This window comes from Thiohalocapsa marina, from assembly GCF_008632335.1.
Classification (GTDB): Bacteria; Pseudomonadota; Gammaproteobacteria; order Chromatiales; family Chromatiaceae; genus Thiohalocapsa; species Thiohalocapsa marina.
This window is the reverse complement of record NZ_VWXX01000001.1, coordinates 308,126-333,289: the sequence shown is the minus strand read 5'-3', so window position 1 is coordinate 333,289 and position 25,164 is coordinate 308,126. Positions and strand designations below refer to the sequence as shown.

At 64.9% G+C, this 25,164-nt stretch carries 29 protein-coding genes; 27 read left to right on the top strand and 2 right to left on the bottom strand.

Features of this window, described 5'->3' with window-relative positions; all coding sequences use genetic code 11:
- From F2Q65_RS01530 to F2Q65_RS01500, 7 genes are all read left to right on the top strand, one after another.
- A partial coding sequence (locus F2Q65_RS01530) for an Lcl domain-containing protein (RefSeq protein ID WP_150089670.1) occupies positions 1–1,197 on the top strand: 1,197 nt, incomplete at its 5' end.
- A gap of 253 nt (positions 1,198–1,450) precedes the next feature.
- Complete coding sequence (locus tag F2Q65_RS01525; protein ID WP_150089668.1) at positions 1,451–2,989, top strand: serine/threonine protein kinase; 1,539 nt, start codon at positions 1,451–1,453, stop codon at positions 2,987–2,989.
- A 17-nt stretch (positions 2,990–3,006) separates the two neighbouring features.
- Positions 3,007–4,338 carry a trypsin-like peptidase domain-containing protein gene (locus F2Q65_RS01520; protein WP_150089666.1) on the top strand — a complete coding sequence of 444 codons (1,332 nt, stop codon included), beginning with the start codon at positions 3,007–3,009 and terminating at the stop codon, positions 4,336–4,338.
- A 43-nt stretch (positions 4,339–4,381) separates the two neighbouring features.
- A complete protein-coding gene (locus F2Q65_RS01515) occupies positions 4,382–5,266 on the top strand; it encodes a vWA domain-containing protein (protein ID WP_150089664.1) in 885 nt (294 codons plus the stop codon).
- A 94-nt stretch (positions 5,267–5,360) separates the two neighbouring features.
- Positions 5,361–6,104 (top strand): PP2C family protein-serine/threonine phosphatase, encoded by a 744-nt coding sequence (locus F2Q65_RS01510; RefSeq protein ID WP_150089662.1) that lies wholly within the window; start codon positions 5,361–5,363, stop codon positions 6,102–6,104.
- The gene (locus tag F2Q65_RS01505) at positions 6,101–6,748 is read left to right on the top strand and encodes a hypothetical protein (protein ID WP_150089660.1); all 648 of its coding nucleotides are present in this window, start codon (positions 6,101–6,103) and stop codon (positions 6,746–6,748) included. The genes F2Q65_RS01510 and F2Q65_RS01505 overlap by 4 nt, the downstream gene beginning before the upstream one ends.
- Before the next feature lie 160 nt (positions 6,749–6,908).
- A complete protein-coding gene (locus F2Q65_RS01500) occupies positions 6,909–8,417 on the top strand; it encodes a protein kinase domain-containing protein (protein WP_150089658.1) in 1,509 nt (502 codons plus the stop codon).
- On the opposite strand, the gene F2Q65_RS01495 is transcribed toward F2Q65_RS01500, so the two are convergent.
- Positions 8,371–8,601 (bottom strand): hypothetical protein, encoded by a 231-nt coding sequence (locus F2Q65_RS01495; RefSeq protein WP_150089656.1) that lies wholly within the window; start codon positions 8,599–8,601, stop codon positions 8,371–8,373. The genes F2Q65_RS01500 and F2Q65_RS01495 overlap by 47 nt on opposite strands.
- A 197-nt stretch (positions 8,602–8,798) precedes the next feature.
- The gene (locus F2Q65_RS01490; protein WP_150089654.1) at positions 8,799–9,182 is read right to left on the bottom strand and encodes a PH domain-containing protein; all 384 of its coding nucleotides are present in this window, start codon (positions 9,180–9,182) and stop codon (positions 8,799–8,801) included.
- Positions 9,183–9,487: 305 nt separating this feature from the next.
- Between F2Q65_RS01490 and traL the strand changes: the two genes are divergently transcribed.
- The 20 genes from traL to F2Q65_RS01390 all read left to right on the top strand — a co-directional run bounded on the left by traL (position 9,488) and on the right by F2Q65_RS01390 (position 25,067).
- On the top strand, positions 9,488–9,769 hold the full coding sequence (traL, locus tag F2Q65_RS01485; RefSeq protein WP_150089652.1) for a type IV conjugative transfer system protein TraL: 282 nt from the start codon (positions 9,488–9,490) through the stop codon (positions 9,767–9,769).
- An 8-nt stretch (positions 9,770–9,777) separates the two neighbouring features.
- On the top strand, positions 9,778–10,353 hold the full coding sequence (locus tag F2Q65_RS01480) for a TraE/TraK family type IV conjugative transfer system protein (RefSeq protein WP_150089650.1): 576 nt from the start codon (positions 9,778–9,780) through the stop codon (positions 10,351–10,353).
- Between the two features lie 10 nt (positions 10,354–10,363).
- The gene (locus tag F2Q65_RS01475; protein ID WP_170265436.1) at positions 10,364–11,317 is read left to right on the top strand and encodes a TraK domain-containing protein; all 954 of its coding nucleotides are present in this window, start codon (positions 10,364–10,366) and stop codon (positions 11,315–11,317) included.
- A complete protein-coding gene (locus F2Q65_RS01470; RefSeq protein ID WP_150089646.1) occupies positions 11,317–12,624 on the top strand; it encodes a TraB/TrbI/VirB10 family type IV secretion system protein in 1,308 nt (435 codons plus the stop codon). The genes F2Q65_RS01475 and F2Q65_RS01470 overlap by 1 nt, the downstream gene beginning before the upstream one ends.
- Positions 12,625–12,680: 56 nt before the next feature.
- The gene (locus tag F2Q65_RS01465; protein ID WP_150089644.1) at positions 12,681–13,478 is read left to right on the top strand and encodes a thioredoxin domain-containing protein; all 798 of its coding nucleotides are present in this window, start codon (positions 12,681–12,683) and stop codon (positions 13,476–13,478) included.
- Positions 13,479–13,481: 3 nt separating this feature from the next.
- On the top strand, positions 13,482–13,700 hold the full coding sequence (locus F2Q65_RS01460; protein WP_150089642.1) for a conjugal transfer protein TraV: 219 nt from the start codon (positions 13,482–13,484) through the stop codon (positions 13,698–13,700).
- The gene (locus F2Q65_RS01455) at positions 13,697–14,155 is read left to right on the top strand and encodes a TraV family lipoprotein (protein WP_150089640.1); all 459 of its coding nucleotides are present in this window, start codon (positions 13,697–13,699) and stop codon (positions 14,153–14,155) included. Before F2Q65_RS01460 ends, F2Q65_RS01455 begins: the two co-directional genes overlap by 4 nt.
- 14 nt (positions 14,156–14,169) lie before the next feature.
- On the top strand, positions 14,170–14,613 hold the full coding sequence (gene traA, locus F2Q65_RS01450) for a TrbC/VirB2 family protein (protein ID WP_246155844.1): 444 nt from the start codon (positions 14,170–14,172) through the stop codon (positions 14,611–14,613).
- Positions 14,614–14,810: 197 nt separating this feature from the next.
- Positions 14,811–15,029: an RRXRR domain-containing protein gene (locus F2Q65_RS01445; RefSeq protein ID WP_150089638.1), complete on the top strand. Its 219-nt coding sequence runs from the start codon at positions 14,811–14,813 to the stop codon at positions 15,027–15,029.
- Positions 15,026–17,431, top strand: a complete 2,406-nt coding sequence (gene traC / locus F2Q65_RS01440) for a type IV secretion system protein TraC (RefSeq protein WP_150089636.1) — start codon at positions 15,026–15,028, stop codon at positions 17,429–17,431. The genes F2Q65_RS01445 and traC overlap by 4 nt, the downstream gene beginning before the upstream one ends.
- Positions 17,421–17,729 carry a hypothetical protein gene (locus F2Q65_RS01435; protein WP_150089634.1) on the top strand — a complete coding sequence of 103 codons (309 nt, stop codon included), beginning with the start codon at positions 17,421–17,423 and terminating at the stop codon, positions 17,727–17,729. Before traC ends, F2Q65_RS01435 begins: the two co-directional genes overlap by 11 nt.
- A complete protein-coding gene (gene lepB / locus F2Q65_RS01430) occupies positions 17,726–18,301 on the top strand; it encodes a signal peptidase I (RefSeq protein WP_150089632.1) in 576 nt (191 codons plus the stop codon). The genes F2Q65_RS01435 and lepB overlap by 4 nt, the downstream gene beginning before the upstream one ends.
- A 100-nt stretch (positions 18,302–18,401) precedes the next feature.
- Entirely contained in the window at positions 18,402–19,595 is a 1,194-nt protein-coding gene (locus tag F2Q65_RS01425) for a TrbC family F-type conjugative pilus assembly protein (RefSeq protein WP_246155840.1), read from the top strand.
- Entirely contained in the window at positions 19,592–20,632 is a 1,041-nt protein-coding gene (locus F2Q65_RS01420; RefSeq protein WP_150089630.1) for a TraU family protein, read from the top strand. The genes F2Q65_RS01425 and F2Q65_RS01420 overlap by 4 nt, the downstream gene beginning before the upstream one ends.
- A gap of 16 nt (positions 20,633–20,648) precedes the next feature.
- Positions 20,649–23,384, top strand: coding sequence for a conjugal transfer mating pair stabilization protein TraN (gene traN, locus F2Q65_RS01415; protein WP_170265435.1), 2,736 nt, complete (start codon positions 20,649–20,651; stop codon positions 23,382–23,384).
- 21 nt (positions 23,385–23,405) lie between these two features.
- On the top strand, positions 23,406–23,624 hold the full coding sequence (locus F2Q65_RS01410; RefSeq protein WP_150089625.1) for a PIN domain-containing protein: 219 nt from the start codon (positions 23,406–23,408) through the stop codon (positions 23,622–23,624).
- Complete coding sequence (locus tag F2Q65_RS01405) at positions 23,621–23,872, top strand: ribbon-helix-helix domain-containing protein (RefSeq protein WP_150089623.1); 252 nt, start codon at positions 23,621–23,623, stop codon at positions 23,870–23,872. Before F2Q65_RS01410 ends, F2Q65_RS01405 begins: the two co-directional genes overlap by 4 nt.
- Positions 23,865–24,128, top strand: a complete 264-nt coding sequence (locus tag F2Q65_RS01400) for a hypothetical protein (protein WP_150089621.1) — start codon at positions 23,865–23,867, stop codon at positions 24,126–24,128. Before F2Q65_RS01405 ends, F2Q65_RS01400 begins: the two co-directional genes overlap by 8 nt.
- Before the next feature lie 60 nt (positions 24,129–24,188).
- Complete coding sequence (locus F2Q65_RS01395; RefSeq protein ID WP_150089619.1) at positions 24,189–24,533, top strand: hypothetical protein; 345 nt, start codon at positions 24,189–24,191, stop codon at positions 24,531–24,533.
- Between the two features lie 108 nt (positions 24,534–24,641).
- Positions 24,642–25,067, top strand: a complete 426-nt coding sequence (locus F2Q65_RS01390) for a hypothetical protein (RefSeq protein WP_150089617.1) — start codon at positions 24,642–24,644, stop codon at positions 25,065–25,067.
- The last annotated feature ends 97 nt before the right edge of the window (positions 25,068–25,164 follow it).

Sequence of the window (25,164 nt, the reverse complement as noted above, 5' to 3'; positions counted from 1 at the left end):
GTGCGCCAGTTCTTCGAGGCCAACGGCACGGCCTATCTGGTGATGGACTACTACGAGGGCCTGTCCTTCGCCGAGTATCTGGAGCAGCAAGGCGGACGGGTGCCGGAAGAGACGGCCGTCCAGTTGATGCTGCCTATCCTGGATGGACTGCGCGCGGTGCATGCCAAGGGCTTCCTGCACCGTGATGTGAAGCCGCAGAACATCTATCTGGCTAAGACCGATGTGGGCGGCGTGCGCCCGATCCTGCTCGACTTCGGTGCGGCGCGCCAGGCGATGGGTGAGCGCAGCCGCTCGATGTCGGTGGTGATCAGCGCGGGCTATGCCCCTCTTGAGCAGTACTCGCGTAAAGGCAAGCAAGGGCCATGGACCGACATCTACGCGGCCGCTGCGGTGCTGTACCAGGCCGTCACGGGAGAAGTGCCGCCGGAAGCCACGGACCGAATCATGGACGACGAGCTCAAGTCGGCAACAGGATTCGGCGTCTCCCAAGAATTGGGCGATGCACTAAGCGCCGCGCTAGCCATGGCCCCTGAAGCACGGCCGCAGAGCGTACAGACGTTGCAGAAGGTATTGAGACGTCCGGCGCATGGACCGAAGAGGCGCGCCGAGGTGCCAGACACGAGCGCGCCAATACCAGCGCGAACAAACCATTCGCATGAACCCAGGGCGCAGAAGCACACGGGAGATTCTGCCGTACCGCCAGTGGACCTGATAGCAGGTCGTTATCACGATTTGGGCGATGGTACTGTCATGGATATTCGGACCGGGCTGCAATGGATGCGATGCGCGTTTGGGCAGAACTTGAGCAAGTCGACCTGTCAAGGCGAAGCCCAGAAGCTGGATTGGAAGTCAGCGCTCGCGGCAGCCCAATCGCTGAACCGATCGGGCGGGTATGCGGGTTATCGGGACTGGCGGGTACCGACGATCGACGAGTTAAAGGGACTAAGATATTGCAAGGGAAGTTCAGAGGACATTGGAATTTGGCTCAACGACGAAAAAAGATGCGAAGGGGATCACTTCACTCCGGCAATTGAGTCGGAGGCCTTTCCAGGATCGCCAGCCGGCGCGTTCTGGTCTTCGTCGCCGAGCACCTCCTATTCGGGCAACGCGTGGTACGTCCATTTCTACTGTGGCGACGTCTACTACCATAATAAGTACAGTCTGGACTGCGTTCGTCTTGTGCGCGGCGGACAGTGACTTTACCTTTTGAATGATTTTTCAATGACGCGGAGACACGATATTAACGACGGATTTATGGGCGCTGTTGTGACCGTTGGAACATCCAGGAGTGGGTCGCGGCGGCGACCGCATGGTGGACTGAGGCAAAAAATGGCTGTCGCCAAGCTGCGAGTCCGTCCGGCCGCGGGCGCCTCCAGAAAGATTCAGGAGTGCCACACGACACTCCCCTCCAGAATGATTACAAACAGGGCATGCCCAAGGATTCTGGCGTATGGCTGATCCAAACTTCAACCACCTCTGCCCCGGCTGCTTCGTCGACAAGGGAGCGAAGCACCCCTGCCCGCACTGCGGATACGACGAGTTCGCGGCACGCGGGCCGCTGGTCCTGCCGCATCGGACCCTGCTGAATGGCCAGTTTCTGATTGGTCGCGTTCTCGGCAAGCCGGGCGGGTTCGGCATTACCTATCTCGGTTGGGACCTGCAGCTGCAGACCAGCGTGGCGATCAAGGAATACCTGCCGCGGGACTTGGCCGGACGCGGGACCGACCAGAGCAGGGTCGCCGCACATTCGGGCGAGGATGCGGAGCTTTTTCGCTTCGGCCTGGAGCAGTTTCTACGTGAGGCGAGAACGCTCGCTCAACTTGACCATCCCAACATCGTTCGAGTACGTCAGTTCTTCGAGGCGAACGGCACCGCCTACCTGGTGATGGACTATTACGACGGGCTTTCGTTGGAAGAGTATCTGGACAAGCAAGGCGGCCGCCTGTCCGAAGATTCCGCGATCCGGCTTATGATGCCGATCCTCGATGGTCTTAGAGCAGTACATGCAAAAGGCTTCCTACACCGCGATCTGAAGCCGCAGAACATCTATCTGGCCAAAACCGACACCGGTGGATTACGTCCGATCCTTTTGGATTTCGGCGCTGCCCGACAAGCGATGGGCGAGCGCAGCCGGTCGTTGTCGGTCGTCGTGAGTGCAGGCTATGCACCCTTCGAGCAATACCACAGGAAAGGCAAGCAAGGTTCATGGACGGATGTTTACTCGGCTGCGGCTGTCTTGTACCGGATGGTCACTGGAGAAATACCGCCAGACTCAGCCGAACGTGTGGCTCAAGATGAGCTGAAACCCGCGACCGCCTATGGCGTCACGCATTGGCTGAATGACGCGTTAATGCAGGCGCTTAGAATCAGCCCTGATGAGCGACCACAGAAAGTAGAAGCGTTTCAGGCGCATATTCGGTTTTCAGCCCAGAACCCTTCCATTCCCGAAAGCTCAGAATCAATGGCCTTTGATGCAGGTAATGACAAATCAGATTCTGAGTCAGACTTCAGCACAGCAGGGAATACTTCCGCAACCCATTTTGGATATATACCTGTTTCGAAATTTTCAAGAATAACGGATTTATCCGAGCGGGAAATCATAGAAAAAATTCGGGATGGAAGCTTCGATGGTAAACTTCTAGGGCGTGAATGGCATATAAGCGAGGAAGAGCTCCCTGGCAGTAAGGATATCGGGCGGGAAACGGAGAATGACAATGATTACATACCGGTTGCCGAGCTTTCGGGACTCGTAGGGATGCCCGAAGAGGTGATTATCTGTGATATCCGCGACGGGAAGTACGATGGGCTGTTGATAGATGGAGAATGGTATATTTATAAAGACGACCTTTTGGATATTCATTCCCCTCTGCCGAGGAATGACAGTATCTGGAGCAAAAGAGAATGGATCATGCAGCTGAGTGGCTTCGTAGGAATATCCATACTTGCCATTTTGTTCCTCAAGGTGGTTTTGGGGGTGGGCTTACCTTAGAGTAGAGTTGGTCTTCGATGACTTATCCACGCGTCATTTCACCAATCTGGCTGTCCTTTTCTTGCGTAATCAATTTCGCCGTATTCTTCTCTACCGATACAGAAGCGAATCTTAGCATCGCTCATATGGACGCCATCACTGTCCGAGTCGTATGCGAATCTGCAGGAGAGAATGAGTTTGATAGCGGGTCAGGTTTCGTGGTGGGGCGCGGCGATGTTGTCGTAACCAACCACCACGTTATCGAGTGCGCCCTTTCCGGCGGGCAGGCAGCAGTTGTCTTAGGTGCGGGTTCGGATGGCCTCGCTGTGGTCACCGCGGAAGTGCTTGGGAGTGATCCTGCCCGGGATCTTGCGGTGCTGCGTTTGCTGCGAAACAGTGGGCGTCCATCGGCACGCTTTGCGACCGCTGCGACGCTAAAGAAGCACGACCCGGTCACCGCTGTCGGCTTCCCGGGTGCAGCCGATGACACCGCTCTTGGCTCCGATCCGACGGATGCCACGCACACCGGCGGCATGATCAGCCGCATCAACCCGCCACCGGAAGATCCCACCGCAGCGCGAACGCTGCAAACGGATGCGCCAATCAATCCAGGAAACTCCGGCGGTCCCCTGTTCGATCGCTTTGGTCGGGTCATCGGCGTCAACACCATGAAGGCGCTCACCGCCGTACCTGGGGTCGGTGCCGATGGAGAACTGATCATCGAGCGAGTTCCGGTCGGTGAAGGCATCGGATGGGCGGTGTTGAGTGACGAGGTGCTGCCGATGCTGGACCATCACGATATCCCCTATCGCGTCAGCCGCAGCCGACCGAACGCGCTTGCGGATCTGTGGCAGCGCGAGCCCCTGATCGTCGTCCTGCTTGGACTGTTGATCGCGCTGAGCGGCTCAGCCCTGGTGCTTGCCAGCACTCGGCGCGGCCGTTCCTTCGTTAGGACGGCTGCCACGCATGCGGTTGGCTTCACCAGATCCCCTCGGGCCGCAACTCCCTGCCGCCGGGCCGTCTTGCACGGTCTGAGCGGTCCCTATGCCGGGCTTGATATCCCCTTGGGCGATAAGTTCCTCGCCATTGGTCGTGATCCTGCCATGGCCCAGGTCGTGCTGGCGAATGCCGAGCTCGTGAGCAAGCGACATGCGGTCATCAGCTTCGACGCTGAGCGCGGTTGCTTTCGACTGGAGGACTGCTGGTCATCCAACGGCACCTTCGTCGGGTCCATCGATCGAGCCCTTGACGCTGCACAACAGCGTCGGGCGGCCATCACCGTGGGAGCCGGGCAGGTCGTGGATCTGAAGCCGGGACAGCATTTTTTCCTCGCCACGCCAGAGATCGCGTTCGAGGTCGTGCTGGATTGAACGATGCCCAAGGCCGACTCAGGTTTGCAGATCAAAACACCCCATGAAGCGCCGCCATCGCGAGATCAACGTCTTCAACCTCTCCATGCTCGACGTGATCTTGGGCGCCATGGCCGCCTTCCTCATTATCATGGTGGTCTTGTTGCCGTATTACAAAAAGGAGCACGTCGAGTATCAAGCGGACAACGCGGCCATTCGTCGAGCGTTAGCTGCAGCAGAAGCAAGGCAAGCAGAGGCTGAACAGGCGTTGTTCGGGGCCGAGGCGAGAGCAGAGACGGCAGAAGCCGCGTTGTCTGAGGCTGAGGCGAGGCTGGCGGCGGCGGAAAGTGCCGTTGATGCATTGCGCCCGCGTGATTTGGACCTGATGCTCGTCCTGGACACGACGGGAAGCATGCGTGAGCAGATCGAAAGTCTGCAGGCGGATCTCAAAGTGTTGGTTCGTGTCCTAGCGGAGCTGAGCAAACAACTCCGGGTCGGCCTGGTGGCCTATCGCGATCAGGGTCCCGAAGAAGCGTACGTGACGCGCGTGTTTCCCTTGACGCCGATGAGCCGCGCCGACCAGGCCCGGCTTGAAGGCTTCGTAGATGCGCTGAGAGCCGATGGCGGAGGCGACATTCCAGAGGCCGTTGATGCCGGGCTCGCCAAGGCCATTGCACAGCCATGGAGTCCGGATGCCATCGGCGTCATCGTGGTGATCGGTGATGCCCCGCCGCACCCCGAGGCACTCTCATCGACCCTCAACCAGGCCGGGGGCTTTGCTGCGCGCTCCGAGCGATTCCGCATTTCGACGATCAGTGCGCCAGGTGCGGCCGCAGCGTTTTTTCGAACGCTCGCGTCACGAGGCAATGGTGTGTCGATCACAGGGACGACGGCGCTCTTGGAAAGCATCTTGACGTCGATTCTTAGCGATAGCTACACCGATGAGTAGAGGTATCGCGCAATCACATTTGCCTCAGATCAAGGGGCCTTGCGTATCTTCGTCACTTGATGATGACCGTGAACACCTCCGAGGTTATATCCGAATGACATCGCTTCACTTTGACAGCGCTTGCCTGACGCACGCTGGTGGCCGGGACGACAACGAAGACAACTGTGGCCAAGCCGATGGGTGCTGGGTGGTCGCGGATGGCCTCGGCGGGCATGGCGGCGGTGAAGTGGCCTCACAGGTGGCCGTGGAGACGCTGCTTGCAGCTGCCGCGCAAGGATCGCTGATTGATCCTGCCGCGCTCAGCTCGGCAATCCTTGCCGCCGACCAGGCCATCACCGCGCGGCAAGCGGCGGAGCAGCGCCTCGCGCAGATGCGCACGACGATCGTTGTCCTTGTCAGCGATGGTCGTACCGCCTTATGGGCGCATATCGGCGACAGTCGCCTGTATCAGTTTCGTGATGGTCGGGTACGCGTTCAAACAGCGGATCACAGCGTACCGCAAGCATTGGCCAACGCGGGCGAGATTGGTACCGCCGAAATCAGGCAGCACCCAGACCGTAACCGGCTCTTGCGCAGTCTGGGCAACGGCAAACCGACGCGACCGACCATGTCAGATCAGCCGCTGGCGCTGCAAAGCGGTGACGCGTTTCTACTCTGCACCGACGGATTTTGGGAGTATGTGACCGAGCCGGAAATGGAGATCGCCCTGGCCAAATCCACCAGTCCGCAACACTGGCTCGACGAGATGCAGCGGCTGCTTCAAGGGCGGGCGCCCGAGGGACATGACAACTACACGGCACTGGCGATTTTCGCGGAGGCGCCGGGTGTATCCCCGTGAAGCGACGCAACCGAGACATCAATGTCTTCAACCTGTCGATGCTCGACGTGATCCTTGGGGCCATGGCGGCTTTCTTGATCATCATGGTGGTCTTGCTGCCGTATTACAAAAAGGAGCACATCGAGTACCAGGCGGATACCACGAGTCTTCGCCGCGCGCTTGCCGATGCGCAGGCAGCGGCGGCATCCGCCGTCGCAAGGGCCGAGGCGGCCGAGGCTGAAGCGCTGCGGGAGCGCGGTCACAGTGATGCCCTCGCGAGTCGTCTGGCCAAGACATTTCTCGTGCTCTACATCCGCTGGGGTACCCTGGATGACATCGATCTACATGTCGTCGATCCTACCGGCGCTGAATTTTATTGGGAGCGGCGCACGGTGGCAGGCCGACCCGGCGAGCTCAGCGAGGACAACGTCGTTGGCCCCGGCGCCGAGGTCTGGGAGGTACGCGAGGCACCACCGGGGGAGTACCGAGCCTCAGCGAAGCTGTTTCGCATCAACGACACTCGGAAACCGGTCGTCATCAAAGGGCGCACCTTCTTTCGCGATGGGAGTCGTCCCTTGCGCGAGGTCGCTTTACACACCAAAGGCGAGAAGGCGTTGCTCGCAGTGATCAATGTCGCGGCCGATGGGTCGGTAACGGTTCGCTAGTCACTGCAGTGCCCGCGCTTGAAGGGCCTATGGCGTGTTACTTGAGACAACTTGAAGCAGAGACACCGAGTCAGAACAAGCGGAGCGCCTGGGTCGATGCGATGTTGTGGTGCAGTAGCCAAAGCGAACCGCTGCGATCAGGTAACTTGACGTTAAATCGATGATCAAGCACAGCCTTTTAGCCTTATGTCCTGGATGCTTTACCGATAAGGGAAGCGCCAATCCCTGCCCCCACTGTGGCTATGACGAGCATGCACCACGCGGTCCGCTCGTGTTGCCACATCGCACGTTGCTCAACGGCCAGTTCCTCATCGGTCGCGTGCTCGGCAAGCCGGGCGGCTTCGGCATCACCTACCTCGGCTGGGATCTGCAGCTGCAAACCCGTGTGGCGATCAAGGAGTATCTGCCGCGTGATTTGGCTGGACGAGGGGTCGATCGGAGTACGGTGGAAGCGCACTCCAGCGAGGATGCCGCGTTGTTCCGCTTCGGCCTGGAGCAGTTCGTGCGCGAGGCCCGCACCCTGGCCCAGCTTGATCATCCCAATGTCGTGCGGGTGCGCCAGTTCTTCGAGGCCAACGGCACGGCCTATCTGGTGATGGACTACTACGAGGGCCTGTCCTTCGCCGAGTATCTGGAGCAGCAAGGCGGACGGGTGCCGGAAGAGACGGCCGTCCAGTTGATGCTGCCGATCCTGGATGGACTGCGCGCGGTGCATGCCAAGGGCTTCCTGCATCGGGATGTGAAGCCGCAGAACATCTACCTGGCGAAGACAGACGTTGGGGGCGTGCGTCCGATCCTGCTCGACTTCGGCGCTGCGCGCCAAGCGATGGGCGAGCGCAGCCGCTCGATGTCGGTCGTGATCAGCGCGGGCTACGCCCCATTCGAGCAGTACTCGCGCAAAGGCAAGCAAGGGCCATGGACCGACATCTACGCAGCAGCGGCGGCGTTGTACCAGGCAGTGACCGGGGTGGTGCCGCCGGAGGCGACGGACCGCATCATGGAAGACGAGCTCAAACTGGCATCCGGCTTCGGCGTTTCCCAAGGGTTGAGCGATGCACTTCGTGCCGCACTAGCGGTGGCCCCTGACAGCCGCATCCAAAGCGTGCAGATGTTTCAAACAGCGCTGAAGCGGCCAGCGTCGCCATCGATTAGCCAGACTGAGGTGCCAAGTACCAGCTCGTCAATACCGTCACGGGCCAATAATACGCGGGCGCCCACGTCGAACAAGCAGACGGAGGCTCCTGCCGCAGCGTCAGCGGAGCTGATAGAAGGTCGTTATCGCGATTTGCGAGATGGCACAGTGATTGATGTGCGGACTGGGCTGCAATGGATGCGATGCGCGCTGGGTCAAACCTGGGACGGGTTAGCCTGTAAGGACGATGCCCAGAAGTTCGACTGGGAGTCTGCGCTAGCGGCAGCCGAATCCCTGAATCGATCGGGAGGTTACGCTGGCTATCGCGACTGGCGGGTTCCGACGATTGAGGAGTTGAAAGAACTAAGATATTGCATGAAGGCCTTTCAAGGTTCGCCAGATAGCGCATTTTGGTCTTCGTCGCCGAATGCCGACTATTCGGGCAGCGCGTGGAGCGTCCATTTCTACTATGGCTACGTCTACGACAGCCTTAAGTACTATCAGAGATACGTTCGTTTAGTGCGCGGCGGACAGTGACTTTGCCTTTTGAGCGACCGAAACCGTAGAAGAACTCCGCCACGACCCAATCCGGAGACAGTCGCTTGAGGGCCTGGATGGTCTTGCGCTGCGAGGTGAGCTTGATCTGGTGGATGCCCAGGCGTTGGTAGATTGCATCAAGCCTTGGATGCTGCGGCGATTCAATGATCGAGAAGAGGGTCATCGCGGCCTCCGTCGCGCGGTCATTCGGTGTAGAGCGACGCTGGCGATCAGCGTCTCGGTTGGAAGGGGACCTGTCTAATCCCGCTGGCCAGCTCCAGCCCTACGGTCATTCAAGACGTGCTCCGAGGGGCATCTGGCAGAGGCCTTAGTGGCCGGGCGTGGCAACGCGTCCACCGCGTCCAGTCCAGCGCCGGCAGGTCACAGGGTGCCCAAGACCGCCGTCGCCAGCGTCTTCTGGATGGCCGTCACGTTCTCGCTGCCGCGCAACGTCTTCGACACCGGCTCACCGTCGCCGGAGACCCAAATCTTCAGTTCGGCATCCAGGTCGAAATGCCCGGCCGTCTCCACGGAAAAGCGGGTCACGGCCCGGTAGGGGATGGAGAGATACTCCACTTTCTTGCCGGTCAGGCCTTGCTTGTCGATCAGGATCAGCCGCTTGTCGGTGAAGATGAACTCATCGCGGATGACCCGGAACGCCACCTCCACCGTCTCGCCGCGCGCCAGGATTGGCGCGAGCCCCTCCGCTACTTTGTTGGCCTCCACCAGGGAGGCATTACCCAGTAGTCCACTCAGTATCCCCATGCGCACCTCGCTCAATCTCGGTTGACCTTTGTCGGCAGCCCCCGCTCAGGTGCCACGGGGCGCCGTCTCGATGGTGGCACAGGCACCGCGCAACCGCAAAAGCAGCCCAAGACCGATCGCGGCCATCAGCCGTGCTGTGGCAGCCAGCACGGGCTCATCGAAGAAGATGCCCGCTGGTGTCCATAGACGAGTGTGTCCCTGGACAGCCTCTCGGGAAAGGTGGGTCTGTAGAGCGAGCTTTCGCGGTCGCGGGCAACGGTTGATCCCGGCACCCTATCGCCACCTGACAACCGGAGGCGAGATGCATGCAACCGTTGGAACTGCCCCAGGGCGTGGATGAGCCGCCATCACTGCTGTTATGGCGGCTCGATGACCTGATCCCGCTGATCCTCATGCTGGTAATCGGCATCCTGTCCGACCGGCTCTGGCTCTTTCTCGTCATCGGCTTCGTGCTCTCGCGCCTCTATGGGCGTTTTCGCGACAGCCGCCCCGACGGCTTCGCGCTGCACTGGTGCTACTGGCACGGGCTGCTGCCGCTGACGGCTCGCAGCTGTCCCAACCCCTTCAGCCGCCGCTGGCGCGCCTGAGGCTCGCGATGGATATGCGCACGCTGACCCAGACCTGGCGCGGCATCACGCTGGAGAACCGCTTCCACCGCATCGCCGTGGCACTGCTGCTCATCACCAACCTGCTCACCCTGCTCGCCCTGGTGCGGGCCGACCGCACCGTGGTGCTGGTGCCGCCGATCCTGGAGGGGCAGGTCAATGTCGCCCGCGACAGCGCGAGCCGCGAGGTCAAGGAGTCCTGGGCGGTCTATGTTGCCGAACTGCTCGGCAACGTCGGCGCGGGCTCGGCGGACTTCATCCAGTCGGCGCTGGAGCCCCTGCTCGCACCCCCGCTGCGCCGTGAGGTCATCGACGTCATCGGCGAGCAGGTCGAGGCGATCAAGCGCGAGCGCGTCTCCATGCACTTCTCGCCCAATGCCCTGCACCACGACGCGCAGAGCGACACCTTCTTCGTCACCGGCATGCAGGTGAGCGCGGGACCGGCCTCCAAGCCGGTGCGACAGCAGCGCACCTTTGAGGTGCGCGTGGCCTTCCGCCACTACCGCCCGGTGATCACGCATCTCGATGTCTATCCCGGCAGCCCGCGCAGCCAGTCACAGCCCTGAGGAGGGCCTGATGCCACACGACACCTTGACCAAGACGCCGCTCGGTGCGGCACTGCTCCTTGCGGCGCTGCCCATGCTCGCGCAGGCCGACAGTCCGTTCTTGCGCACCGCCTCCGCCACGGCCCTGGAGGGCAAGGCGGACGACAGCCATCCGGTGCTGGAGCTCGGTCCGCGCACGGTGACCGTCTCACCGGGCGCCAACGCCGTGCTGGAGCTTGCCGTCGATCATCTCAACCGCATCGTCACGCCCTTCAGTCGCCCCTCGGTGCGCACCGTCTCCGGCGTCACCACCGAGATCGACGGCAACGTGCTCTATGTCGCCACCGCCGTCGAGACCCCGGCGACGCTCTACATCACCGATGCCGATGATGCGCGCACCACCATCGGGCTGACCATCGCCCCGCGCCGGGTGCCGCCGCGGGAGATCCGCCTCGTCGTGCCTGGGGTGCAGCCATTCCAGCCCAAGCCCATTCGCACCGCCGAGGCCGCGCTGACGGCCCCCTTGCTGGCGGAGACCGCCCTCACGGGCCTTGGTCGCGAGCCCAAGCCTTACGTCGAAGCACTGACCGACGCCCTGCGCGCCCTGGCCCTCGGTAAGGTGCCGCCCGGCTATCAGCCGCGCCGAGCGCGCGCGACGGAGGCCGTGCACTGCGCCGTGCCGGGGCTCAAGCCCAAAACCGAGCAGGTGCTCGAAGGCGGCGCGCTGACCCTGGTTCGCGTGTCGCTGCGCAATACCGGCGACATGCCCATCCCGATCGATGAGCGCAGCTGCCATCTGCGTTCCGATCGGCCCATCGCCGCAGTGGCCGCCTGGCCTGAAACCCGGCTGCTGCCGGGCATGGAGACGGGGCTGCTGCTCGCCGTGCGCTCGGCGGATGCGAGGCAGGACGGCTCGGCAGGCGCTGTGCTTGGCGAGTCGCCCACGGAGTCCTTGCTGGGCGCCTTCCCGGAGACGGACCACTGATGGCCGGACTCAGCGACACCTGGCAGTCGTTCTCGCCCAAGACCCGCCAGTGGCTCACCCTCGGCGGCGGCGCGGCGGTGGTCGGGACCCTGGCGCTGCTGATGGCCACGGCGCCCGATGACGGGCAGCAGGAAGCCGAGCAGCGCCGTCGGCTGGTCTCCAACATCCTCACCGATGTCGATCCGCGGGATCTGGGCATCGACGGGCTCGGGCGGCGGCTGAATGCGCTCGAAGGCGAGGTGCGCACCATCGCCTACAACCTGGAGAAGGTGGGCCTGAGCGTCGCGGACGACGGCAAGCAGGCGAAGCTGCTGGAGACGCTGCGCCGCGAGCGCGAGGCGGATCTGAAAACGCTGCGCACAGAGATCGCCGCGCTGCGCAGCGATCTGGCCGTGCGACCGACGCAGACGGCCGCGACACCGGACGGTCTATTTCTGCCACCAGCGCCCTCCGAGTCCGGCACAGCACAAGGCACGCCACGGGGCACAGCCCTTCCGTCGCCCGCCACGCCACCGCGCCCGCCCTTGTCCGATCCCCAGGCGCTGCAGCAGATCTTCGACCCCCCGCCCGCGGTGCGCTCGGAGCCGGCCAATACGCCCGAGGTGGCGCTGAAACCCCTCAGCATCCGCCGCGTGCAGCAGGAGGGACTGCCTGCCGAGCCCGTGGAGGAGGAGATCCCCGATGTGCGCATCCCCGCGGGCAGCATCCTGCGCGGTGTCCTGCTCTCGGGCATGGACGCGCCCACCGGGCGCGCCGCGCGCCAGGATCCCTATCCGGCGCTGCTGCGCCTGAAGCACGAGGCGATCCTGCCGAACCGCTTCCAGAGCGATGTGCGCGAGTGCTTCCTGCTGGTCGGCGGCTATGGCGACCTGGGCTCGGAGCGGGTGTATCTGCGCGCCGAGTCGATCAACTGCATCCGCACCGACGGGCGCACCATCGAGGTGGCCATCGACGGCTATGCCGTTGGCGAGGACGGCAAGGTCGGCGTGCGCGGACGGCTGGTGAACAAACAGGGCCAGATCATCGGCCGGGCGATGCAGGTGAGCTTCCTGCAGGGCTTCAGCCAGCTCTTCAGCACCGTCCCCGTCGCCACCGTCAGCACGGGTGGCAGCACGGTGCCCTACCAGCAGGTGTTCTCGGGCGAGGCGCTGCAGGGTGCGGCCATCGCCGGCACGGGCAAGGCCCTGGACCGGCTCGCCGAATACTACCTGGACCTGGCCGAGACGATCTTCCCGGTGCTGGAGGTCGACGCCGGACGTGGGGTGGAGGTCATCCTCAACCGCGGCGTGGGGCTGAAGCTGAAGTGATTCGGACAACCGTGCGCCGACAGACAAGGTTCAAGCATGCAGGACAGAGGACACCGATGAGACGAACACCGAGATACCCGCGCGCGCTTCCCGCGACCGTCGCCCTGGCCCTGGTGGCGACTGGCAGTGAGGCCGCACCGTCCTTGCCGCCTACCCTGAGTTGGCTTGCGGCGCCGATGGAGGCCTCCGTGCAGCTGCCCGGCACCGGCGTGCAGATGATCGAGGCCGATGGTCAGCAATTCTTCCTCGCCGGCAACGGTCGCTATGTGCTCACGGGTCCCGCCTGGGACCTCTGGCACGGCGAGCGGCTCGCCTCCGTCGCCGAGGCCTCGGCGCTGGCCGGGCGCATCGACCTGACGCGCCTGCCGCTGGATGCCACTGAGCTTGGCGCCTTTCGCAGCGGCGCGGGGCAGGGGGCTGGGCAGGGCGCGGCGGCAGGGCCGACTGACCGCGAAGACGGCGCCGAGAGCGCGTCCTCGCCGGCCCCTGAGGCCCCCGTCTGGGTCTTTGTCGATCCGCTCTGCCCACACTGCCGGGATCTGCTGCAGACGCTGAACACCGAGGGCATCGAGGCGAACGTCGTGCTGCTGCCCATCGGCGGCAAGGCCTCGGTGCAGGCCGCGCGGCAGATCCATTGCGCCGCGGACCGGGCGGTGGCCTGGTCGGCCCTGCTGCAGGCGACCTCGACGGATCTGCCGACCCCCGCGCCCGACTGCGATACCCAGCCCCTGGTACGCGCCCTGATCACGGCGCAGCTGCTCGGGGTGGAGCAGGTACCGCTGCTGATCGCCCCCGACGGGCGCTTGCATCAGGGCGTGCCGGAGCAGCTGCAGGCCTGGCTGGCGGGGGAGTAACCAATGCGTCCGAGTGTCCTGATTCCCGCTTTGATCCTAGCCCTGATCGTGACAACGGCCCTGAGCGGCTGTGCCGGTGGTCTCGGAGGCCAGAAGCACTACGCCTGCGAGGGCCTGCCGAGCCGCCCGCTGTGTCTGTCCACCTCCGACGTCTATGCGCTGACCAACCACGCCGGCCCGCCGCCGGCCGAGCGGTTGGCTCGGCAGGAGAAGCAACGATGAGTCTGTCTGTCTCGACAACGGGCGTCCTGCTGACGGCGGCCCTTGCGCTGTCGTTGGGCGGCTGCGCATCCACCACACCAAGCACTGTTTCCGACCCTGCAGCGGATCGCCCGGCCGGCGTGCTCGACTCCCTGCAGGCCTATCAACCTGCTGCTGCGAAGAAGACCCGAAAACAGGCGAAGTCCGGCCCAGCCAAGGCGCGCGCTCAAGCGCCCAAGACCGCCGCCCTCGCGCAGACCTCCGCGCCCACGCCCCGGCGCGAGCCGGCCCGGATCATGCGCCTGTGGATCGCCCCCTGGGAGGACGCAAACGGCAATCTGCATGGCGCGAGCTTCGTCTACACCGAGGTCCAGCCGCAGCGCTGGCAGTTGGATGATCCCGCGACACGCAACGCGACCCTGGTGCTGCGGCCCCTGCAGATCGAGCCGCGCGCGGTGACATCCGGCCGTCAGTGAGCCCGAGGCCCTGGATGCGATCGCAACTGTATCCCCTGACCAACCCCGGCGCCCTGCGCCGATTCACCCCCAACCCGGAGAGCACTGTGACTCCTATCCCCCTGACTGACACTCAACCGCACTACAGCGCTGTTCGCCCGGCCGCCCGGTCGTCGAAGCTGTTGCTCACGGCCACTGCGCTGTCCCTGGTCGGCCTTGCGCTCCTCGCTCCCGAACCGGTCCTGGCCGGTACCGGCGGCACCGAGTTCCAGGCCACCTACGACATGCTGATCGGCTGGATGACCGGTCTGCTCGGTCGCATCATCGCCATCGCCTTCATCATCGTCGGCCTGATCGCCGGTGTCGCGCGCCAGTCCATCATGTCCTTCGCCATCGGCATCGCCGCGGGCCTGGGCATCTTCATGGCCCCGGACATCATCGACGCGGTGGTCTCGGCAACGCTGCCGATCACCCTCTGAGCGCCGTCCGCCGCCCGATTCGCCGCGACCGCACCCTTCACTGCTGCTGACTGACCGGCCCGAGCGCCGAGCCTGGGCGGGAAACCGCCTCCCCTGACCTATCCAGGTCATCCAGATCATCCTGGTCACCCAGGCGCTCGCCAGAGTCTTGGCTGAGCGCGCGTGTCTTGTCCTTGCCGTTTCCCGGAGTACTGCCCATGCGACGTCGCCGCAGATCCCATCTGCTCGGTGCCGAGCTGTACGGACCCACCGGGGTTGCCGTGCTCGATGCCGCCGGCCAACCACTCGCCCCCTGCGCGCCCGCCCGTGCGCGCCGTCTGCTCAGGCGCGGGCGTGCCTGGCTGCTGCGCGAGCGCCCGCCCCTGATCCAACTCACCCAGACCACCCTGGCCCCGAGCGACCCTGAGCAGCCATGACCAATCCCGCCAGACAGTTCCAGGGCGAGCGCGCGAGCAGCCTGTTCAGCGCGCTGGCCTATGACGCCGACAGCGGCCTGTTCCAGCACGACGACGACACGCTCGGCTTCGGCTTTCTCTGCCTGCCGCTGGCCGGCGCGGACGAGGCCTATGCCGAGCGCCTCTCGGTGCTGCTGAACCAGGACTGGCCGGCCGGTACGCTGATGCAGGTCGCGCTGTGGTCGACGCCCGATATCGACGAGCAGCTGGCGGTCATGCTCGGCCTGCGCCTCGATCTGGATGACGCGGTGCTGCGCGAGGCCACGCGCCAGCGCCTGGCATTCCTGCGCGCCGGGGTCAGCGAGCCCCTCGTGCCCGGCACCGACATCCGCGCGCGCGACCTGCTCGTGGTCATCACCGTCAAGGTGCCGATCGGCAGTGGGCTTGCGACACCGGAGGAGCTGAAGACCGTCGGCGAGCTGCGCGCCACCGCCGAGCAGATCCTGACCACGGCGGGCCTGCTGCCGCGTACCCTCACCGCCGACCGCTACGTGCGCCTCATGGGCACCCTGCTCAACTGGGGTGAGGAGGCCTCCTGGCGCGCGCGCATCGTCCCCGAATGCGATCCGCAGCGCTTGATCCGCGAGCAGCTGCTCGACTACACCCATGCGCTGGAGGTGGAGTCCGGTGCGTTGCAGCTCGGCGAGACGGTGGTGCAGACGCTGTCCTGCAAGCGCTACCCGGATCGGGTGGGCTTTGGCATCGGCACGCGCTACCTGGGCGATCCGCGCTCGGGGACGCGCGGTATCCGCCACAACGCGCTGATCACCCTGAATCTGCATTTCCCGGAGCAGGAACGCCTGCGCGGGCGCATGAAGACGCAGCGCCAATGGGCGACCAATACCGCCTATGGGCCGCTCGCGAAATTCATGCCCGAGGTGCTCGCGCGCAAGCATGGCTACGATGTCCTGTTCAGCGCCCTGGACAATGGCGATCGGCCGCTGCAGGCCTATCTGTCGCTGACGCTGTTCTCCCGCCGCGCCGAGGCGCAAGCCGCGGCCTCCAACGCCATCACCTACTGGCGCGAGCTGGGCTTTCAGCTCATGCGCGACCGCTACTTCGTGCTGCCGCTGTTGCTCAATGCGCTGCCCTTCGGCGCGGACCGCGCGGCGCTGCGCGACATGATGCGCTACCGCACCCTGGGCGCGCGCCATGCGGTGGCGCTGCTGCCGGTGTTCGGCGACTGGAAGGGCACCGGCACGCCCGTGATCAACCTGCTCTCGCGCTCGGGGCAGTTGATGGATCTCTCGCTGTTCGACTCCCAGAGCAACTACAACGCCGTGGTGGCGGCCAGCTCCGGCGCGGGCAAGAGCTTCTTCACCAACGAGCTGGTGTCGTCTTATCTGAGCGCCGGCGCGCGCTGCTGGATCCTGGACGTGGGGCGCAGCTACGAGAAGCTCTGCGATGCCTTGGGCGGGCAGTTCATCGCCTTCACCGATGCAGCCGAGCTCTGCATCAACCCCTTCGAGCTGGTGCAGCGCTGGGAGGAGGAGGCCGATGTGGTCACCGCCATCATCACCGCCATGGCCGCACCCACCGAGCCGCTCGGGGACTATCGCACCGCGGGGCTCAAGCGCGTCTTGAAGGCGGTCTGGGATGCCCGCGGACAGGCCATGTTGGTCGACGACATCGCCGCGGCGCTGCTCGCCGATGAGGATCCGCGCATCCAGGATGTCGGCCGGCAGCTGTTCTCCTTTACCTCCGCCGGCGAGTATGGGCGCTTCTTCAATGGCCCGAACACCATCACCTTCACCGATCAGCTGGTGGTGCTGGAACTCGAGGAGCTCAAAAGCCGCCGGCACCTGCAGCAGGTGGTGCTGCTACAGCTGATCTACCAGATCCAGCAGGCGATGTATCTGGGCGCGCGTGGGCAGCAGAAGCTCGTGGTCATCGACGAGGCCTGGGATCTGCTCACCAACGGCGACGTGGGCAAGTTCATCGAATCGGGCTACCGGCGCTTTCGCAAGTATGGCGGCGCGGCGGTGACCGTGACCCAGTCGCTTGCGGACCTCTACGGCAATCAGGTGGGACGCGCGATCGCCGAGAACAGCGCCAATACCTTCCTGCTCGCGCAGCCGGCACAGGCGATCGATCAGCTGAGCGCCGAGAAGCGCCTGCCCCTGTCCGAGCCCGCGGCGGAGCTGCTGAAGACGGTGCATACCGTCGCCGGGGCCTATTCGGAGATCTTCTGTCTCACCACCTTAGGCGGCGGCATCGGGCGGCTGGTGGTCGATCCGTTCCGGCGGCTCCTCTACAGCACGGCGCCGCAGGATGTCGCCGCGCTCGATGCCCTGCGCGCGCGCGGGCTCGGCATCGTGGAGGCGATCAACCGGCTGAGCGAGGAGCGCCAACATGGGGGTTGAGCTGTCGTCACGGCGCGTGCCGATGGTAGTGGTACTGCTGTCGATCCTGGGTGGTGCCCTGGGCAGTGCTGCGTTTCAGGCGGTGCAGGCGCATTTTGTCGTGGAGGACGCCTCCGCGCCGCCACCGCTGGTCATTCTGAAGCTGGCCGATGCGGTGCGTGCGGGGCAGGATGCGGCCGGGATTCGTGCCATGGCCGAGCGGCTGGCCGACGGAGGCTTTCTGGTGCTGGATGCACAGGCGGTGCTGGCGGCCCCGGCCGAGCTGTATCTGGCACAGGGCGGGGAGGGGCGGCCATGAGCGTCTTGGAGTCGTTCGCTGTGAAGGCAAACAAGAATGCGCCGCAGCGCCAAGGCCGCGCACGCCGCCGCGAGCCCTGGGACCGGTTCGCCCTGCGGGCGCTGTTGGTGCTGACCCTGCTCCTGGGCAGCGGGGCCTACGTCTGCGACCGTTTTCGCATCGGCATCGATGACCAGGAGGCGCTCTGTCTGCCCCCTTATCGCTGGTATCTGATCGACACCCATGATCGGACGATCGGGCAGGGCCAGTTGCTGGCCTTTGCCGCCAGCGAGGCCATGGCGCCGTACTTCACGCCCGGGCAGACGGTCATCAAGCGGGCGGTCGGCGTGGCGGGCGATCGCATCCAGGTGACGGCCATCACCACGCTGGTGAACGGCGTGCCGCAGCCGCAGAGCGCATTGGCGCTGGCGAAGACCCTTGGCGAGAGACCGGCGGCCTTCTCGCGCGAGGGCTTTATCGTCCCGCACGATCAGCTCTGGGTGATGGGCGAGACGCGCGACAGCTTCGACTCGCGCTACTGGGGCGCGCTGCCGATGGAGCGGGTCATTGGGAGGGCGTATGCGCTGTTTTGAATCGATGGTCGCCGCTGGGTTGGCCAAGGGCGACGGGGTCAGTGCCAACATGCTCACGTGCGGTGTTGCCTTGTTGGTTCTGGGCACTGGATCTGGTCAGGTGGCAGCGCAAGCCGATATGGATGAGGCCCTGCGTGAGATTCGCCAGCAGGCCAGTGCCATTGAGGCGCAGGCGCGGAGCGCGCCGCGACCGCCCTGGCTCGAGCAGGCGCGAGGGGTTTCCGAGTCGATGGTGCAGGGCCTTGAACCCATCGCCGAGCAGGCGGCTCGGATCACCGAGTGTGCTGTTGAGGGCAGTGTCTGCGACGCCTCCGCTCACATCGCTGTCGACGCTGGCCCGGTAGCAGACCCACTACACCAGGTCACCTTCACCCTCTATGTCTCGCGCTCCCTCGGCGAGGGTCAATTGCGTGAGCTGTTCGCGTTCGCCAGCGCTGAGCCGGACACCCGTATTCTGTTTCGCGGCGTCGCTGAAGCCGAATCGCTGATCGACTTCGTTGCGTCACTGCAGCCGCTCCTGGCGGAGCTTGAGCCGCCACCCACGGTGCTGCTCGACCCGACGCCGTTTGTCCGCGATGCCATACATGCCGTGCCGACGCTGGTCGCCCATGGTCCGGACGGCTCGGAGCTGGCCCGGGTCTCGGGGCTGGCGACCACTGGCTGGCTGCGCCGCGCGCTGGCCGAGGGCGAGCGCGGGGATCTGGGCGTGCGTGGCCCCGTGCGCGCGATCGCCGAGCCGGATCTGCTCGAGGAAATCCATCGCCGCCTGGCCCGGATCGATTTCGCCGCCCTTGGCGAGCATGCCCTGGAGCGCGCCTTCGAGCGGCTGCGCTTTGAATCCCTGCCGTCCGCCGGTGAGGATCGTACGCGGCTGATCGATCCGACCTTGACGGCGGGCGCCGACATCCGCCTGCCCGATGGGACACTGCTGGTGCGGGCCGGGGAGTCGGTCAATCCCCTCGACCGGTTGCCCTTCACCCAGCGCCTGGTGGTCTTCGATGCCGCCGACCGCCGTCAGCTCGCCTTCGTGCGCGAGCTGGCGGGGCAGGGCAGTGAGAAGCCGAGCGTCTATCTGCTGACCGGACTGCCCCGGAAGGACGGTTGGCGGGAACTGCAGCGTGTCAGCGAGGCGCTGGACAGTCCGGTCTATCTGCTCACCCCGGAGCTTCGCCGGCGCTTCGCCCTGGAGCGCGTCCCCGCCGTGGTCGAGGCCAAAGGCCGGCAGTTTCGCATCACCGAGACCGCCATGAGCGGTGTGGCGGTGGCGGAAGCCGAGGTGGGAGGAGCGCCATGAGGCCGCGCGCGCCGTCCAGTCTGCCTGCCCGTGTGCTCGCGTTGGCGCTGCTCGCCCTCTGCACGCTCCTGCTTGCGCGTCCGGCACCGGCCGCCGATGCCGCCTGCCCCGATGCCGAGCTGCTCTCCGGGCGGCTGATCACCGATGTCTGCTGGGCCTGCCTGTTCCCGGTGCGCATCGCCGGTGTCCCGCTCGGCGGCGGAGAGGTCCCCGACGGCGCGAGCGATGCCTCGGTGTGCGTGTGCAATGACAACCTTGGCGTGCCACGGCCGGGCTTCACCATCGGCCTCTGGGAGCCCGCGCGCGTCATCGAGCTGGTGCGCAATCCGACCTGCGCGCCGGCCCTCGGCGGCATACGCCTGCCGTTCGGCGATGTCCGGCTGCTTGGTACCGGCGGGCAGAGCGAGTACGACGGCAGCGACCTGGTGTTCTACAACGTCCATGTCTACGCCTTTCCGCTGCTGATCATGCTGGATCTGTTCTTCGACGACCGCTGCAACCCCGATGGTTTCAGCGAGCTCGATATCCTGCACTTCAGCGAGCTTGATCCGACCTGGAACAACTCGGAGCTCGGTTTCTTCGCCCATCCCGAGGCGACCTGGCTGACCTCGCCGACGGCCTTGGCGGCCTGTCTCGCCGACGGGGTCTCGGCCAGCGCCGGCACGCCCATCGACGAGCTCTTTTGGTGCGCCGGCACCTGGGGGCTGATCTATCCGTTTGCCGGCGCCCAGCCGACGCTCGGCTCGCGCCCGCGCTACACCTCGCTGTCGGCCACACGGGTCATGGCCGCGCTGCATCGGCGCGGGCTGGCCCGGCGCACCATGGGCGATGCGGCCCTGTGCAAGGCACCGATCGAGCCCTTCCTGCCGAAGAGCCAGTACAAGCTCTCGATGTTCTATCCGCTGCCGGAGGCGAACGATGCCCATGTCATCGGCGAGACCCCCTTCCGCTGGGGCATCCACCGCACCTATCCCGGACCCGGCGAGGACCACCTGTACCTCCTCTGGCGCTGGCAGGACTGCTGTGCGACCTTCTGAGCGGGAGTCCGCGCCCATGCCCTCACAGACGCGCTCCGCGGCCACCCGCGCCGTCGCGACGCTGCTCTGCGTCACCCTGGCCTGGACGCCCTGGGCGCTGGTCTGGGGCGATGCCCTCTCCGAGGTCGGTCGCGAGGGACAGGCCGTGGGCCAAGCCGCGGCGGAGGCCTTCGTGCTGCCGGGGTTTGCGGGCGACACCCTGTTTCTGGAGGGGTCTCTTGAGGGGGGATCGCTCAGCACCGAGGAACTGTTCCCCGGCGCCTCCGGCGCCAGCGCGGAGGACTTCAGCGCCCTCTATGGCCAGGAATACGGTCTGGGCGCGCAGGGCAGGGCAACGCAGTCGAGCCTGCTGGCCGGCGATGCGGGCCAGGCTGCGGCCTTCCAGACCCTCTATGGCGCGGTCGGCGCCTCCGGCACGGACCTGACCCAGGATCCGGTCTGGTCGCTCACCGATGCGGTCATCGCCGACATGGCCACGCTGGCCGACAGCTTCGCCGACTGTGAGGTCACCACTGACTTCCGGACCGACACCCGCGACGTCCATCTGCCGGAGATCGAGACCTGTCAGGAGGTGCAGCAGGGCGGGCAGTGCGTCATCTATCACAACTACGACCTGCCGCCGGCCGATCACATCGTCACCGCCACGGGCGGGGCGGTGGTGAGCAACTGCGGACGCGGCTGCCTGGAGGTGCGCTTCGACTTCCCCGGCGCCGCCCATGTCGGCTCCTGCCCGTCCTGCGCCTATCTGCCCGGTCAGACCTTCGGCTTCGTCGTCAACGACAGCGCACGCATCGAGCGCATCCAGGTCTCGGTGAGTCCACGCGCGACCGAGTTCGACACCGGCTGCACCTGGGATTGCAAGGTCGATCAGCTCTATCAGGCCTGGTCGATCAGCTTTCCCGGCTACAGCTATGCCGACAGCAGCACGGGCAACTTCGATGGGGTCAACCGCCCGAGCGTGATCAATCTCGACACCACGGCGCTGATGCAACAGGGGGCGCAGTTCAGCGCCGCCAACAACTACAAATTCGAGACCGACAGCGGCAACTGGTACGTCGCCCAGGCCCCCTACAGCGTCTCGGTGCGCGTCGACTTCACGCCGTTGCCGCTGAACGACCACGGCTGGGACGCGAGCGAGGCCTGCATCAACCTGGCCGCATCGGTGCGTGACAACGCGCTCTGCGATGGTGGCACCACCTGTCTCGGCGTGCCGCCGTTGAACCAGGATGGCTGCTACGAAGATGTCGGCGTGCTCGTCTGCCCCGAGGACTTCGTGGACTCTCCGGTGCCCTGGCTCAGCCCCTTTTGCCGCGAGATCCAGGTCGTCGCCGACTGTGGCGGCGTTCACAGCGGCCCCATGGACTGCTGGACCGATCCGCAAGGTCAGCTGCAGTGTCCCGACAACCCCGGCGATATCGCCAACGACTGCGGGCCGCTCGAAGAGGACCCCACCTGCGGCTACCTGGGCGCGACCTGCGTCGACGGGGCGCGCGATGCCAATGGCTTCTGCTATGTCACCGAGCACCGCTACGACTGCGGTGTCTCCACCACCGTGCCCGACTTCATCCGCGACAGCGACATGGACTGTGCGGGTCCGGTGCGCTGTGTCGGCAATGATTGTCTGGATCTTGGCTTCGAGCAGTCGGATGATTTCGCCGAGGCGGCCGCCGCGCTGCAAGCGGCGCAGTTCGTGGTGAGCGACGCGAACTGTGTCGCGGTCAACCAGTGCCAGGTCTTTGCCGGTGAGGCGCAGGCGTGCAAGCAGGCCGTGGGCGGCATCGTCGACTGCTGCGAGACGCCGGATGGGATCTCGCTCACGGACTATATCCAGCTCATCCTCGCCGTCAGCAAGATCGACTCGGCCATCATGGCGCTCGATACCGGCAGTGCCATCCGCGGCGGCTGGGAGCTCTTGCGCGATCCGCTGGTGGACAGCTGGGAGGTGGTGACCGAGGCCTTCACCTCGGCGGCGAATACGCTCATGGGCAACACCGCCGCGGCAGTGAGCGATGCGGCGGCCGAGCTGTCGCTGGAGGCGGCGAAACAGGCCCTGATGCGCCAGAGCGCGCAGTGGACGGCGAATGTCTTCGGCGATGCGGCGGCGAATGCGCTGTTCGCCGTCGAAGGCGGCGGGCAGGCCGTGGTCAACGGCACCCTGCAGGCGGGCAACCTCCAGCTCGGCGGCTTGATCGGCACCACGCTCGCCTGGGCCATGACCGCCTATATGATCTACAGCGTCGCGATGATCCTGATTCAGATCATCTGGACCTGCGAGGAGGAGGAATTCGAGCTCGGCGCCAAGCGCGAGCTGCGCAGCTGCCATTACGTCGGCAGCTACTGCGACAGCGAGGTGGTCGGCATCTGCATCCAGAAGCAGAAGGCGTTCTGCTGCTACAACAGCCCGCTCGCGCGCATCATCAACGAGCAGGCCTACCCGCAGCTCGGGCGCAGCTGGGGCGAGGCGAAGCAGCCGGACTGCCGCGGGCTGTCGCTGCAGGAGCTGGAGCGCCTGGACTGGTCGCAGATCGATCTGTCGGAGTGGATCGCCTTACTGACCCAGGCCGGGCAGTTTCCCTCACCCGATGATATGGACATCGACAGCCTCACCGGTACTGGCTCGACACTCAACACCGGCGGGCGCGCCGATGCGGCTGAGCGCACGGAGGCGCGCACCGACGGGCTCGATGCCAATGCCGCGGCGCGCGAGGCCGAGGAGGCGGTGTGGGAGGAGGTGCTGCTGGGGTTGCCTTGATCGGCTTTACGGCAGCATCGATTGGCAGCATTGGCGAAGCGTGGACGCTGGGTGGCGGTCTACTTCAGTTGGCGACCAAATTTGCCAGATGAAGCGGACAATCATTTGATCGAGCTCGCTTTGGCTGGACAGGCAGCGGCGATCGTGACGCACAATGTACGGGACCTTGCCGGCGGCGAGCTGCGTCTTGGATCGCTGCGGGTCATCAGCCCTGCGCAGTGCTTGGAGATTTGGCCATGACGACATTGACGATTCGATTGCCCGATGCAACAGCGCAGCGCTTGAATGCGCTTGCGAAAAGCCGCGGTATGAGCACGAACAGGCTCGTCGAGGAGCTCAGCGCGCAGGCGTTGGCCGCTTGGGACACCGAAAATCACTTCCGTGCATTGGCCGCCACCGGCAGCGTAGAAACGGCTTTGGCGGTGCTTGACCGGCTTGATGCACAGGACACTGAAACGCAGTCCAGCGCACGCGATCCCCTTGGCTGAGCGATCGTTTCTTGCCATTGCCGTTTCCCGGTTTGCTGACACTGCGATCCTCGTCAGCGACAGTCCCACTGGCGCCGGCTCGATACACAACACAGGCGAGCGCGCCGTTGCGGGCTTCGGTGCCAATGCGCTCGCGCGCGAGGCCGATGCGGCGGTTTGGGAGGCGGTGCTGCGGGGTTGCCTTGAGCACGTGGTGACATTGGTTCAGAGTTTGGAGAACGAACCTTACACGTCGTCCCCAGGGACCGTCACTTGACGGTGTGCTTCGGCCCATGATGAAGTGCAACACGGAACCCTGTGTTGAGGACGCTGTTCCATGGCGACAGTCAACTTTACTGGTGCGGTCGATCGCGACTTGCTCAAGCGGGCCAAGGTGATCGCGGCGAAGGCGGATACCTCCGTCAATGCCCTGTTCAACGCCGAGCTGCGCTATCTGGTGGAGACCTTCGAGTCGGCGGAGGCCTGCGGAAACGCCAATTATCGAACGCTGTTGGAGTTTTCTCTGGGGCGTCGCGATGATCGCGCGACCATGGCGGCGCTTGGGATCGACAGCGAAGAAGACCTGTTTCTGCTGATGGCCCAAGCACATCTGCCCATGCCGCGGCTGCCTGAGGCAACCACGCGGGCCATGGTGGATGAGCTAAACGCGCTTGTCTCCTGAGTGGTGTTGCAGGGCAGGGAGACGCCGGTTGTCATCCCCGACGCCGGCCCACTGATTACCCTGGCGTATGCGCAAGCCTTGGATCTCCTATTGCGACCCGGTTGGCCGGTGCAACTGGTCGACATGGTGCTGCATGAGGTGACGCGCCACCAGACGCCCACGAGCGCTCGGATCATGAGCTGGGTGGAGACCAATGCGATCGCCTGCCGCGCCACGCGAACCTATTCTGCCTATTGTGATCGCCTGGCCGCGGGTGATGAGCCGGTGCGGAAGGCACATTTGGGCGAAATCGCCATACAGGAAGCCATGAATGAGATGGCACTGACGACGCCGGACGCCACGGGGCTGTTCCTGTTTGAAGATCACAAGATAGCCCGTGCAAGCTTCCTTCTGCCGCCTAAGTGCCGCAAGATCAGCACGCGCGCCTGGCTGCTGTTTCTGGAGGACAAAGGCTGGATCGAGTCCGCTGCCGAGATCGAGCGGGCAGCGTTGCATGCGGGGCGGCATTTTTCTCGCTTGCGCTTCCCTCCGTGATCGCATGGCAAAAGAGTCAGTGCGTTGGCCGCTCAGACGGGTCCCACAAACGCTGTAGCTGGTCAAAGTCTGACCAATCCGGCCGTGCAGGTCGAAC